The organism is Streptomyces sp. NPDC079020 (assembly GCF_044542225.1).
GTDB lineage: Bacteria > Actinomycetota > Actinomycetes > Streptomycetales > Streptomycetaceae > Streptomyces.
Genome location: NZ_JBITUB010000019.1, coordinates 37711 through 50777, shown reverse-complemented (window position 1 = coordinate 50777; position 13067 = coordinate 37711). Strand labels below are relative to the sequence as shown.

The window sequence follows — 13067 nt, the reverse complement described above, 5'->3', positions numbered from 1 at the left end:
CTGGTTCACCACGAAATGGGGGTCGGGGACGGAGACCGGCACGTTGGGCCGGTGCGACCGCCGGGCCGGAGAGCCGACGGCGGTGCCGCCGGCTCTCCGCATGTGCTCGCTTCCAGCCGGAGGCGCGCTACTTGGCGTCGATGGACTCGGCCACGACGGCGTAGACGCCGTCGAGGTTGACCATGCGCTCCAGCTCGGACTGGTCGATCGTGACCTTGAACTCCTTCTCCAGGCCCGCGAGGATCTCGATGGCCCGGAGCGAGTCGGCGCCGTACTCCTCCTTGAAGAGGCCGCCGCCGGTCACCTCGTCCTCCTCCAGTTCGAGGATGTCGCAGACGATCTCCTTGATGCGGGCCTGGTGCTCAGCGGTGATGGTGGTGGTCATCTCTGCATCTCTCTCTGTTCGTGAATCGGTTGCCGGGCACGCCGGACGGCGTGCGCGGCGGAGGGTGGGCACGTCGGCCCGCGCGCACGTCGGTTCCCTGTGCGCGCCGGTCCTGGGTGCTTCGGTTGTTTCCGGCGGTCCGCGGACGGGTCGGCGGACCGCCCTTGCTCAGCCGGACGTACCGGCCAGGTCCCGGGCCGCCGCCGCGGCACCCGGACGCGACCGGCGGGAGCCGCCCCGGCAGATCTCCCTCGGGTCCCAGCCGTCCGGCCGGTCGGGGAGCAGGTCCGGATCCCCGGACACCGCCCCGTCCCGGGCGTGGGCGAGCAGGGGCCGGCCGAGGATGTCGGAGGCGCACGAGATGCCGCCGAGCATGACGCCCGCGACACCGTTGCCCGCCTGGGTACTGGCTCCGACCACGTGCAGCCCCTCGATATGGGTCGCCGTGCCCGGACGGGCGGTGCCGCCCCACTCCGCCATGCCGAACGGAGTGCCGCCGGAGGACAGGGTGTACCGCTCATGGGTGAGCGGTGTCGCCGCCTCCACGTAGGTGATGTGCTCGCGCACCGGCCCCAGCGCCTTCTCGGCCGCGCGCAGCGTCGCCTCGGTCAGTTCCCGCTTGCGGCGCAGGTACTGCGCGTTGCGGCGGTACGAGCCGCCGTCCTCCTCCAGCCCGTTCTCGACGCCCCACCACGCGTAGTCCGGCGGGCAGAGCGTCATGACCTGGAGGTTGGCGTGGCCCGGCGGGCAGAGGCTGCTGTTACCGGGGTCCTTGAGCGAGGCGAACGAGCAGAAGAGGAAGGGCACTTCGTCGACGTCGCCCGCACGGGCCCGGTCGAAGTAGCCGTCGATGTCGTCGGTGTCGTACCACCACAGATTGGCGTTCGGCCGGTCGCGGAGATCGGTGTCGAGGCCGAGGTAGAGCACCAGCCACGGCATGCCCATCCGCGCGTCGCGGGTGCGGTTCACCAGCGACCTGGAGAAGTGTTCGGCGCCGACCAGGTCGAGCACCGTACGCCGGTAGTCCGCGTTGGAGACCACCAGCGGGGCGGTGACCGTCCCGCCGCCGTCCAGGCCGACACCGGTGACCTTGCGGTCCTCCACCAGGATGCGCCGCACCCTGCTGCGGGTGCGAACCTCTCCGCCGTGCGACTCGATCACCTCGACCAGACCGGCCGCGAGTGTCTGGCCGCCGCCGGCCGGGTAGTAGGCGCCCCGCAGGTAGTGGTCGGTGACACTGGTGTGCCGGGCCACGGTGGCCTGACGCGGAGTCAGCCCGTAGTTCGGTGCCTGCGCCGCGAGCACCGTACGGGCCCGCGGGGACAGCCCGCAGTGGCGGAACAGGTCGTCCAGGGTCCGCCTGCCCCACTCCCGGACGGTGAGGGTGCCGTTCGCGATGTCCTGCGGCGACCAGGTGTGCGCCTCGAACAGCGCCGAGCGCTGCTCCGCGCCGACGGCCGAGCAGATGTCGGTGAAGGTACGCAGACCCTCCGCCTCGTCCGGCATGGCCTCGATGAGCCGCTGCCGGTACGCGGACCACCCGGCCGGCATGTCCACCGAGGCACCCGGCACCCTGATCAGGTCGAAGCCGTCCTGATCCATCTCCAGGAACTCGATCCGGTCCCGCAGCCCGACCCCGTTCAGGATGGACGGGATGACACCGCCCGGCGCGCAGTCACCGAGGTAGTGGACGCCGACGTCGAACTCGTAGCTGCGGCGCCTGCGGAAGACATGGCTGTTGCCGCCCACCACCGAGAACTGCTCCAGCACCAGTACGCGCCGGCCCTCGGCTGCCAGATAGGCAGCGGTGGTCAGTCCGCCCAGACCGGCGCCGACCACGACGGCGTCCCAGTGGCCGCCGCCCGCCGATCGCCGCACGGAGGTGCGCCCGGTGTCGTCGGAGTTGCTGTCCACAGTGGTCTCCTCGTCGATTGCCACAGTGCTTCCTCGTCGCTTCGCAGGGCCGGTGGCCGCGTTCCGTGCCGCGGCCACCGGCCGGTCTCGAAGCCTCAGCCGCAGCCGCCGGCGTGCCCCTGGTCGCCGCCGGCCGGCAGCAGTTCGGCGTGGGTGGCCGGGTCCGGCGCGGCAGCGGCCGGCGCACCGGTCACCCCGGTGCCCAGGACGGCCCGGACGAACGGCTCGACCCGGTCCAGTCCCCAGTACTTGTCCCGGCCGTTGATGAAGAACGGCACACCGAACAGGCCGTCGTGGGCCGACTCGGCGAGCAGGGCGGCGCCCCGCGCACGCAGTTCCGGGTCCTGCGCGGCCGTGGACAGCCGCTGCGCGTCCAGTCCGAGCCCGTCCGCGATCTCCGCGATCACCGCGGGCTCGGAGATGTTCCTGCCGTCCTGCCAGCGGGCCCGGTAGGCCGCCGCGACGAAGTCCTTGCCGCGTCCCTCGTCCTCGGCCGCTATCCACGCGAGGTGGGCGACCTCCCAGCAGGGGTCACGGTCGATGGGCCAGCTGATCCGGTCCAGACCGCGCTCGGTGGCGAGCCTGCGGGTGTCCTGCAGGATGTAGAAGTTCTTCGCGCGGCTCATGGCGACGATGGGAAGGGTGACCCCCTCCTGTGCCAGCAGCTTCGCGGTGCCCTCGTCCGGCTCCCAGAACGGCAGCCAGTCGATGGCGTCGAGCACCTCGGGGTGCGTGGACATCAGGTCGCGGTAAGCGAACCAGGAATACGGGCTGCGCAGGGAGAAGTACCAGCGCGGCCGGCGCTTGGGAGCCATGGGTCCTCCGGGACTGTGGTCGTCGTGGGTCACTCGCCGCGCAGCGCGCGCAGGACCTCGTCGTCGAAGACGGTCATCTGCCACTCGGCCTCCGGCGACTCCTTGTGGCAGTAGCCATGGGTGATCGAGCCGGTGGCGGTCTGGACGAGCGCGCCGTCCCGCACGACGTAGAAGTCCACGCGGGAGGTGTAGAGCATGTCCTTGAAGACGGACTCCACCGTGTAGACGGTGTAGAGGTTCTCCTCCATGACCGTCTCGTCGGTGAACTGGATCTTGCACTGGGTCACGACGGGGATCCAGCCGCGCTCGTTGAGCATCCGCTTGATGCTGATGCCGCGCGAGGCGACGAAGACGTGCTTCGCCTCCTCCATCTGGCGCAGGTAGCCCGACATCTGCATGCGCTCGGTGAAGTGGCAGTAGTAGTACGGCACCTTCCACTTCCAGCCGACCGCGTTGTCGTCGCCGATGATCTCGGCGAGCACCGGGTCCGTGTCGCCGCTCTCCCCGCGGTGGACGGCACCGGCGAAGTCGTCGACGGCGGTGGCGGCCAGGGCGGTGGGCTCCGCGGTGGCCAGCCGGCCGACGACGAAGCGCTGGAGCTCGGCGGGCAGCGGGGCGGCGTCCTCGACGTTGGTGTCACGGCGCAGGAGTACCCGCAGCTTGGAGCTGACGGCCTTCTTCGGCGCCCCGTCGCGCTGGACGGTCGCGGTGACGCCGAAGACCAGGGTGTCGTCCTTGTCCTTCGTCTTCGGAGTCACCTCCAGCAGTACGTCGTCATCGAGCGTGAGCACCGTGTGCAGCCGGGTTTCGAGGCCCGTCACGTCGAAGTTGAGGCCGTGGACGAGGAACAGCTCGGTGGCGCCGAGGCCGACCGCCCGGAAGTGGTCGAGGACGGCGGCTTCCAGCAGGTAGTTGACGCACTTGAAACCGATCGCGGTGTTGATGTTGCCGCCCTCGTAGGGCGGCCGCATGGTCACCGAACTCGGCTCGTTCAGCAGCTTCTTGAGCGCGACGTCGGACAGGGTGGTCATCGTGTGCTCCCGTACTCAGTTGACCGTCGCCGGGGATGTGTGCCCGGCGGACAGGGTGGTGAGGAATTGCTGGACAGCGTGCGCGAACCGTTCCGGCCGCTCGGCCATCGGCGAGTGTCCGCAGTCCTCGATCCGCTCGATCGAGGCGTGGCCGAGGACCCCGGCCAGCGCCTCGCCCTCGGCCGGCGGCGCGACCGAGTCGCGTTCGCCGAGGACGAGGTGAACGGGCAGACCGATCGTGCCGGCGTCCAGGAAGGGCGTGCGCAGATAGGCGTCGAGGTACCGGACCGCCCAGTAGGGACCGAGCCGCGCGCAGGCGAGTTCGGCCATGCCGGCCCGCACCTCGGGGTCCAGGCGGTCCCGGTTGCGGGACATCAGCTGGATGTTCTCCTCCGCGCTGCGCCGCATCGCTTCGAGGGTCCCCGGCAGCTCGGCCCAGGTGAAGTCCCTCGGGTGCTGCCGGAAGAACGGCGAGACCAGCACCACGGCCCGGATACCGAACTTCTCGCGCGGGTCCACGCCGTCGGCCACCGTCGAGGCGAGCAGCGCCAGCAGCAGGATCGTCGCGTAGGAATGCGCGACCACCACGTCGGCGCCGCCCGGTACCCGCCTGATCGCTTCCCCGATCCAGGCCGTCTCGTCCCGCTCGGACACCGCGTACGGGCCACCGGCCCGCCAGGGCAGCCCGGCCGTCCACAGGTCGAGCCCCGGCGGCCGGTGCGCGACGAAGGGGTCCCAGCAGCTCTCGTTGCTGCCCAGGCCGTGCAACAGCAGGGCGCGGTGGCCCGCTTGCGCGGACACGCCTCGCTGTCGGACCACGAGCGGCTCGACATCGCTGTTTCGGAACACCGGAAAAGCCCTTCCGAGGGAATGGGAACAGCAGGAGGGAAACGGGGGTAATCGCCGGAGGAAAGCTTCCGGTCCGGCAACGCGACCGCAGACGCTATCAACGCGCGGCGGTCGAACGGCCCTTTACGAGCGGCCGGTTCAAGGAATTGAAAGTGACGCGACCGCACCGGGAAGGAATGCGGGCACACCCCTCGCGAAGAGGCACGGTCAAAGCAGCCGGAAGCGACCGGCGGGTAATGGTTCGTACGGTTCGGCGGCCGGTCATCCCCGGCGCTGGTCCGATCGTGCCGGAGAATCCCCGCGGGCCGACAGAGCCATTACAGCAAGCTGCGACGACAAAACTTTCCAAGCGGCCACGACATCGGCGGCGCCGTCCGGCGCGCCCAGCGAACGCCGGGCGGCCGGCAGGGCCTTGGGCCAGTTCACGGTCAGCGCGGCGCACAGCAGCGGGCCGCGGTGGTAGGCGACGGCGAACCGCCGGCGCGGGCCTCCGGCACGCACCACGGACACCCGGTCCCCCGGTTCGGGACGGCCGATCAGGGCGATCTTGCCGCCGTACTGGTCGGACCAGACGAACAGCTCGTGCCGGTGGGCCGTCGGCACGGGTCCGAGGATGTTGCGTACGGCGATGTCCGCCTGCTCCACCGCGTCGGTCCAGTGCTCCACCCGTACGTGCCGGTCCAGCAGCGGGTCACGGCAGCGGGCGACGTCCCCGATCGCGTACACCGTCCGCCCGGGGTCGACCGCGCAGTACTCGTCGCAGAGCACTCCCCCGTCCTCGGCCAGCGGGATGCCGGAGCCGGCCAGCCAGTCCGTACCCGGTCGCACACCGATGCCGACCACCACGACGGCCGCGGGCAGCGTGGTTCCGTCGGTGAGCCGCACCCCGGTGACCTCCGGCTCGCCGACGAGCCCGGCGACCGCGGTGTCGCACAGCAGCCGTACGCCGTTGTCCGTGTGCAGCAGGGCCAGTTCGGCGGCCACCTCCTCGCCGAGCAGCCCGGACAGCGGCGCGGGCAGCGCCTCCACCAGAGTGACGCCGATCCCGCGCGCATGGGCGGTGGAGGCCACCTCGGCCCCGACGAAACCGCCGCCGACAACCACCAGTTGCCCGGACCCGATCCCTTCCATGCGGTCCCGGAGCTCCAGGGAGTCCGCCAGCGTCCGCAGGGTGTGCACGCCCCGGCGCGGCATGCCCGGCAGCGACCGCGGCGCGGCCCCGCAGGCCAGCACCAGCCGGTCGTAGGAGAGTTCCTCGCCGGAGTCCAGCCGCAGCACACGGCTCGCCGGGTCCAGGGACTCGGCGGCGGCGACGTACCGTTCGGCCCCCCACTGTCCGGGGTCCCCCAGGGACACCCGGTCCGGGGTCCAGGCACCGGCGAGTACCTGCTTGGACAGCGGGGGCCGGTCGTACGGCGCGTCCGGGTCCGGGTCGACGAGCGCGATCGAACCGGTGTACCCCGCCTCCCGCAGTCCCGTCGCGACCCGGCTGCCGCCGACCGAGGCGCCGACGATCACCACCCGCCCGACGCTCATGTCGCCGCTCCGTCCATGACGGCCCCGGTGTCCCGGACCTGGCCGGCCAGGGCGCGCGCGGTGCGCAGTTCCAGCACGTCACGCAGGCCGAAGCTCCAGCCCGCCCTACGGGCCCGGCCTGCGAGCCGGGCGGCCCGCAGGCTGTCACCGCCCCGGTGGAAGAAGTCGTCGTCGGGCCGGACCGCGGGCACGTCCAGGATCTCGGCGAACAGCGCGCACATCCGTGTCTCGGCCTCGTCGCCCGGCTCCGCGCCCACCGCGTCCTGGGGGCCGTCCGGGGTTCCGTACGGGGCCGGGGGCTCCGGGAGCGCCGCCTGGTCGAGCTTCCCGTTGGCGGTCAGCGGGAGTGCGCCGAGCGCCATGATCCGCGCGGGCACCATATAGGCGGGAAGCACCCGCGCCATGTCCGCGCGCAGCACGGCGGGATCCGGCAGGGCCCCGTCCTCGGGCACGACGTATCCGGCGAGGTACCGGTCGCCGGTGCGGTCCGCGCGGGCGACGACGGCCGCCCGCCGCACCCCCGGCCGGGAGCCGAGCACCGAGGTGACCTCACCGAGCTCGATCCGGTAACCGCGGATCTTCACCTGGTCGTCGGTGCGGCCGAGGTACTCCAGAATCCCGTCCGGCCGCTGTCTGGCGATGTCGCCGGTGCGGTACATCCGCCCGCCGCCGAAGGGGTCGGCCACGAACCGTTCCGCGGTGAGGCCGGGCCGGGCGAGATAGCCGCGTGCGACCTGGCCGCCCGCGATGTACAGCTCACCCGCCGTCCCCCGCGCCACCGGTACGAGCCGCTCGTCCAGCACGTACAGCGCGGTGCCCGGTGTCGGCAGGCCGATGGGGGTGGCGCCCGGGGCTATCGGGTCCTGGGGGCCGATCCGGAACGTGCAGCAGCCGACGGTGGCCTCGGTGGGGCCGTACTCGTTGATCACCGCCGCGCCCGGATGGGTCCGGCGCCACTGCTCGACGACATCGCCGAGCAGCATCTCGCCTCCCACCACCAGTTCACGCGCGGGCGAGAGCGAGCCCGGCAGCGCGGTCAGCAGGGGAAGGTGCGAGGGGGTCGCCTTGACGAAGCCCGGCCGGACGGACGGTGTGCCGTCGGCGGGTTCGCGGTCCAGCGGGACGACCCGCAGACCGCCGCCCAGGAGCAGCGGCCCGTACAGCGCGGTGACGGTGAGGTCGAAGGTGACCGGGGAGTGCAGCAGCGCCCCGTCCGCCAGTCCCGGATACTCCGCGCAGGCGAAGTCCAGGTAGCGCATGAGGGTGTCGTGCTGCACGGTGACGCCCTTGGGGCGGCCGGTGGACCCGGAGGTGTAGATGACGTACGCCAGGTTCTGCGGGCTGAGCGGCGCCGTCCGGTCGTCCGCGGCCGGGTCGTGGTGCGGGAGCCCGGCGGCCTCGGCCGCGGCGAGGGCGGCGGCGACGGTCGTCGTCTCCGGTTCACCGGCGGCCCCGCGCGGTGCGGCGGCCTCGCCGAGCACCAGGCCGAGCCCGGTGTCCTCCACGATGAACGCGATCCGCCCGTCCGGGGCCTCGCTGTCCATCGGCACGTAGGCCGCACCCGACTTCAGGACACCGAGCAGCGCCACCACCAGGTCGGCCGACCTGGGCAGCCGCACCCCGACCAGGTGCTCCGGGCCGACGCCTCGGGAGATCAGGTGGTGGGCCAGCCGGTTGGCCCGGGTGTTCAGTTCGGCATAGGTCAGCTCCTGTCCGCCGGAGCGGACGGCGACGGCGTGCGGGGTGCGCGCCACCTGTAGCTGGAGGAGATCGGGCAGGAGCGGAACAGCCATCGTGTCTTCCCTCTTCGGAACGGGACGCTCCGCACTCACGGGCAGGTGGTTCACCCGGCGCGGCCGGCGGCCAGCCGGCGGATCGTCGGGAACATGTACAGGTCGCGCATCGCGACCGTGAAGCCGCCGCCGTGCCGGCGCAGCGCCGCGCCGACACGCATGGCCAGCAGCGAATTGCCGCCGAGGTCGAAGAAGTTGTCGTCCGGGCCGACGGGGACACCGAGCACGTCCTGCCAGATGTCCAGGAGGACGGCGGTGAACTCGTCCTCCGGCTCGGCCCGGCCGGGATCCCCGGTCGCCGCCGCGGCGTCCGTGCCGCCGGCACGGTCCGCGCCGGTCACGCCGGTCGCCTCCGCGACGGCCGTGGGGGCGACGGCGGCGGGCGCGGGCTCGGGGAGCCTGCCCGGGTCGAGCTTGCCGTTGGTGGTCAGCGGCATCCTGTCGAGCGCGGTCACCGTCGACGGCACCATGTACTCGGGCAGATACCGGGCGGCACGCTGCCGCACGGCCGCGGTGTCCTCGCCCTCCAGCACCACGTACGCGTCGAGCCGGGCGGTGGCCGGGTCCGCCGGATCGGCCCTGTTGAGCACCACGGCGGCGGCGCCGACCAGCGGATCGTCCAGCAGGACCGCGCGGATCTCGTCCAGTTCGATACGGAAGCCGCGCAGCTTGACCTGGTTGTCCAGCCTGCCGAGATGCTCCAGCCGGCCGTCGGGCAGCAGCCTGCCCCGGTCGCCGCTGCGGTACATCCGCTCACCGGTGCGCGGGTCCACGAGGAAGCGCTGCGCGGTGAGGTCCGGCCTGTTCAGGTAGTGCGCCGCGACCCCGGCCCCGCCGACGTGGATCTCTCCGGCGACACCGGCCGGCAGCGGCCTGCCCTCCGGGTCGCAGACCCGCACCCACCAGCCGGGCAGGGCGGGCCCGACCGACTTCGATCCGGTGAGCGCCTCGGCCCGGGTGACGGTCTGCGCGGTCACGTGCACCGTGGTCTCGGTGATGCCGTACATGTTGACCACCCGGCACACGCTCTCCGGGTGCCGGTCGAACCACGGCAGGAGCATGCGCGGTTCGAGCCCCTCGCCGCCGAAGACCACCAGGCGTACGGGGACGGGCCCGGCGCCGTCCCGCTCGACGTCCATCAGGTGCGCGAAGGCCGACGGGGTCTGGCTGAGCACCGTGACCCGTTCCTGGACGAGCAGCCGGTGGAACTCCTCCGGCGAGCGCGACACCCAGTAGGGCACGACGACCAGCCGGCCGCCGGTGAGCAGACAGCCCCAGATCTCCCACACCGAGAAGTCGAAGGCGCTGGAGTGGAACAGCGTCCAGATGTCGTCCCCGCCGAGGCCGAAGTCCCCGGTGGTGGCGGCCATCAGGCCGAGCACATTGACGTGCGGGACGACGACGCCCTTGGGACGGCCGGTCGAGCCGGAGGTGTAGATGACGTACGCCGGGTCCTGCGGGCCGGCCGCCGAGGGCGGCGGTCCGTCGCACTCCTGGGGGGCCAGCTCCGCGAGCGCGGCCGTGCCGATCACCCGGACACCGCCGTCACCCGCGCCGGGGAAGCCGGGGAGGTCGGTGACCACGGTGACGAGTCCGGCGTCCGCGGTCGTGCGGGCCAGCCGCTCGCCCGGGTGGGCGGGGTCCATCGGCACGTAGGTGGCGCCCGCCTTGAGCACGGCGAGCAGGGTGACGACGAGATCGGCGGACCGCTCCAGGCACACGCCGACCCGGTCGCCGTCGGCCACGCCGAGCCCGCGCAGGGCGTGGGCGAGCCGGTCGGCCCGGTCGTCGAGTTCGCGGTAGCGGATCCGGGTGCCGTCGAAGGACACGGCGACGGCGTCCGGGCGCTCGGCCGCGACGGCGGCTATCGCCTCGTCGATCCGCCGGGGCGCGAACGCCGGGAGCGGGGCGGGGCGGCCGAGCGCCGCGGTCCTCTCCAGCTCCTCCTCGTCCAGCAGTTCCGCCCGCGCCACCTGGGTGTCGGGCGCCTCCACGAGCGTCGTGTGCACCCGGCACACATGCCGCAGCAGCTGGTCGGCGATGGCAGCGTCCAGGGCCCGCGACGAGAAGTCGCAGCGCAGCTCCCGGTTGCCCGCGCCGTCGCGGGTCACCGAGACGGTCACCGGGAACGGCGGTCGCTGGAAGGGCCGGTAGGCGACGGGGGCTGCTCCGGGGAAGCCGTCCGGGCCCCGGTCGTGCACGGTGATCCCCACGGCGGGCCCGGCGGCGATGTCGCCGCCCGCCTCGGCCAGGTGCCGCCCCAGCTCCTCGGTGTGCCAGGCCGGACCGTCCGCGAGGCCCGCGCGGACGCGTTTGTCGACGGTGCCCAGCGTGCCGGCCGGGTCGGCGTCCACGGGTATCAGCGCGATCCCCTCGACGGCGTGCGCGCCGGTGGGGTCGGTGACCAGTGCCGCGAGGACGGGCCGGGTGAGGCCCTCGTAGCGGGCGAGGACGATCCCGAGTGCCGCGGTCCAGCTCTCGGTGTCGCCCGCCGGGTGGCCGGCGGGCAGCCGCAGCACCCGGGTCCCCGTCGTCTCCGGGCCGTACGGCCGTCCCAGGCCCCAGTCCGGCCGCGCGTCGAACCGGCAGCCGGCGAGGGCGGCGGCCTGCCCGGCCTGCCCCGCGCCGCCCGAGCCCGGGGCGGCGGGGGCCGCGCCCGTACCGGCGAGCGCCTGTCCCAGCAGTGCCGCGGTGAAGTCGTGCAGCGCCCCGGCGCCGAGCACCGCGCGGTGCGCGACCACGACCAGTTCGCTCACGCCGTCGGCGTAGTCCAGCAGGACCGCGCGCACCGCCGCGTCCCGGTGGGCGACCAGCGGCCGGGTGAGCTCCCGGGCCCGCCAGCGCTCGGCGCCGGGCGCGTCGGAGCGGTCCGGCACCGGCTGCCGCCACAGCCGGGCGGGCGCGGGGAAGACCGGGCCCGTCCCGGTGGCGGACACGAGCGGGGCGGCGAGGGCGGCGAACCGCTCGGACAGCCCGTCCCCCCGCTCCGGCCCGGCCGTGCCGGTGAACCGTACGCACAGGGCGTGGCATACCGCGCCGGGTGCTTCCCGGCCGCTCTCCCGGACCCGGTCACGGGAGTGGACGAGCGTGCGCCGGGCCGGTGCGAGAGCGGCGACGGCGTCCTGTTCAGAGATCGACACGACTGGTTCCCTTGGGGTGGTTGCGGTGCCTCACCGTGCGGTGAAGCCACCGTCGACGGTGAGCACGGACCCGGTCACCTGCCGGGACTCGTCCGAAGCCAGCCAGACGGCGGCTCCGGCCACGTCCTCCGGCTCGATCAGCGAGTTCATCGGCTGCGACTGGACGAAGGTCTCCTCGTGCTCGGCGACCGGGAGGTCCAGTGACCTCGCGATCTCGGAGAGCATCCGCCCCTCGGCCCGGCCGTCGTCCCGGATCGATCCGGGACACAGGGCGTTGACCCGTACCTTCAGCGGCGCGTAGTCGAGGGCGGTCGCCTTGGTCAGGCCGATCAGCCCGTGCTTGGACGCCGCGTACCCGGCGAAGTTCCGGTAGCCGACCAGCCCGGCGGTGGAGGCCACGTTGATCACGCTGCCGGAGCGCTGGGCGATCATCAGGGGCCCCACCACGGAGGTCAGCCGCCAGGCGCCGGTCAGGTTGATGTCGATCATCACCTGCCACTCGTCCTCGCTGACCTCATGGGCCGGTTTGCCCGAAGGCGCCGCGATCCCGGCGTTGTTGAGCAGCACGTCCACGCGCCCGAACCGTTCGACCGTCCGGTCCACGGCCGCGCGCAGGGCGTCGCGGTCACGGATGTCGGCCTGCGCCGTGAGGACGGCGGCGCCCTGTTCGCGGCACAGCTCCGCGGTGTGCGCGAGCTGGCTCGTGGTCCCCAGCGGGTAGGGAACGCCCTCGATGTCACCGCACACGTCGAGCAGCGCCAGATCGGCGCCCTCCCGGCTGAACGCCAGCGCACAGGCCCGGCCGACACCCCGTGCGGCTCCCGTCACGATGACGGTCTTTCCTTGCAGGCGCACCAAGTCTCCTTCACATCGGGGGCGGTCGGTGGACTCGCCCGCTCCACTCATCCCGGGCAGACGTCCGCGAGCACCCGGATCAGGCCCTCGGCATTGTCGACCAGATACATGTGACCACCCTCGACCTCCACGAAGCCGAACTCCCGGCTGGTGGCCTTGCCCCACTCCAGGGCCTGTTCGGTGGTCACGAGGGTGTCGGTGGTGCCGCGCACCGAGGTGATCGGCACGGGCAGCGGCTCGTCCGAGAGCGCGAGGTAGCTCTCGTGCATCTCGACGTCGGCCCGCAGCGAGGGGAGCAGCAGTTCGCGCATCTCCGGGTCCTCCAGGGCCTCGTGCCGGTAGCCGGCGAACTCCTTGACCCGCTCCAGGAACCCGTCGTCGTCCAGGCCGCTCGCCCCGTTCTCCCGGCGGGTCCACGGGCCCGGAGAACCGCTGACCACCAGCCCGGCCAGCTCGACCCCGTCGGTGGCGGCCAGCCGGTGGGCCAGCTCGTACGACAGCACGGCGCCGAGGCTGTGCCCGAAGAGCACGACCGGACCGCCGCCGGAGACCCGCTGGAGCACCTCGGGCATCAGCCCGTCGACCGCCACCGCCACGTCCGTATAGGGCTCCTCCGCGAACCGCTGCTCACGGCCCGGCAGTTGGACGGCCGCCAGCTCGAAGCGGTCCTCGCAGAGCGGCACCCAGGGGCGGAAGACCGAGGCGCCGGCGCCGGCGAACGGGACACAGAGGACCGTCGTCCTTGGCAT

At 72.9% G+C, this 13067-nt stretch carries 10 protein-coding genes; all 10 read right to left on the bottom strand.

Annotation, left to right across the window (positions count from 1 at the left end):
* Positions 1 to 127 precede the first annotated feature (127 nt).
* Positions 128 to 385 (bottom strand): acyl carrier protein, encoded by a 258-nt coding sequence (locus ACIGJO_RS30600; protein WP_399963705.1) that lies wholly within the window; start codon positions 383 to 385, stop codon positions 128 to 130.
* Positions 386 to 553: 168 nt separating this feature from the next.
* A complete protein-coding gene (locus tag ACIGJO_RS30595) occupies positions 554 to 2323 on the bottom strand; it encodes a phytoene desaturase family protein (RefSeq protein ID WP_399963703.1) in 1770 nt (589 codons plus the stop codon).
* A 71-nt stretch (positions 2324 to 2394) separates the two neighbouring features.
* Positions 2395 to 3114 carry a 2-hydroxychromene-2-carboxylate isomerase gene (locus ACIGJO_RS30590; protein ID WP_399963701.1) on the bottom strand — a complete coding sequence of 240 codons (720 nt, stop codon included), beginning with the start codon at positions 3112 to 3114 and terminating at the stop codon, positions 2395 to 2397.
* Between the two features lie 29 nt (positions 3115 to 3143).
* Positions 3144 to 4145, bottom strand: a complete 1002-nt coding sequence (locus tag ACIGJO_RS30585; RefSeq protein ID WP_399963699.1) for a hypothetical protein — start codon at positions 4143 to 4145, stop codon at positions 3144 to 3146.
* Positions 4146 to 4160: 15 nt separating this feature from the next.
* On the bottom strand, positions 4161 to 4946 hold the full coding sequence (locus tag ACIGJO_RS30580; protein WP_399963697.1) for an alpha/beta fold hydrolase: 786 nt from the start codon (positions 4944 to 4946) through the stop codon (positions 4161 to 4163).
* 309 nt (positions 4947 to 5255) lie between these two features.
* Positions 5256 to 6530, bottom strand: a complete 1275-nt coding sequence (locus tag ACIGJO_RS30575; RefSeq protein WP_399963695.1) for an NAD(P)/FAD-dependent oxidoreductase — start codon at positions 6528 to 6530, stop codon at positions 5256 to 5258.
* Positions 6527 to 8323: an amino acid adenylation domain-containing protein gene (locus ACIGJO_RS30570; protein WP_399963693.1), complete on the bottom strand. Its 1797-nt coding sequence runs from the start codon at positions 8321 to 8323 to the stop codon at positions 6527 to 6529. The genes ACIGJO_RS30575 and ACIGJO_RS30570 overlap by 4 nt, the downstream gene beginning before the upstream one ends.
* Before the next feature lie 50 nt (positions 8324 to 8373).
* Complete coding sequence (locus ACIGJO_RS30565; RefSeq protein WP_399963691.1) at positions 8374 to 11463, bottom strand: amino acid adenylation domain-containing protein; 3090 nt, start codon at positions 11461 to 11463, stop codon at positions 8374 to 8376.
* Positions 11464 to 11493: 30 nt separating this feature from the next.
* A complete protein-coding gene (locus tag ACIGJO_RS30560; RefSeq protein WP_399963689.1) occupies positions 11494 to 12318 on the bottom strand; it encodes a mycofactocin-coupled SDR family oxidoreductase in 825 nt (274 codons plus the stop codon).
* A gap of 47 nt (positions 12319 to 12365) precedes the next feature.
* Complete coding sequence (locus tag ACIGJO_RS30555; protein WP_399963687.1) at positions 12366 to 13067, bottom strand: thioesterase II family protein; 702 nt, start codon at positions 13065 to 13067, stop codon at positions 12366 to 12368.

Excerpts from the sequence above, each read along its gene's own strand:
- ACIGJO_RS30570 (WP_399963693.1), bottom strand. The coding sequence starts at position 8,323 with ATGGCTGTTCCGCTCCTGCCCGATCTCCTCCAGCTACAGGTGGCGCGC.
- ACIGJO_RS30585 (WP_399963699.1), bottom strand. The coding sequence starts at position 4,145 with ATGACCACCCTGTCCGACGTCGCGCTCAAGAAGCTGCTGAACGAGCCG.
- ACIGJO_RS30555 (WP_399963687.1), bottom strand. The coding sequence starts at position 13,067 with ATGCCAAGGACGACGGTCCTCTGTGTCCCGTTCGCCGGCGCCGGCGCC.
- ACIGJO_RS30590 (WP_399963701.1), bottom strand. The coding sequence starts at position 3,114 with ATGGCTCCCAAGCGCCGGCCGCGCTGGTACTTCTCCCTGCGCAGCCCG.
- ACIGJO_RS30600 (WP_399963705.1), bottom strand. The coding sequence starts at position 385 with ATGACCACCACCATCACCGCTGAGCACCAGGCCCGCATCAAGGAGATC.
- ACIGJO_RS30575 (WP_399963695.1), bottom strand. The coding sequence starts at position 6,530 with ATGAGCGTCGGGCGGGTGGTGATCGTCGGCGCCTCGGTCGGCGGCAGC.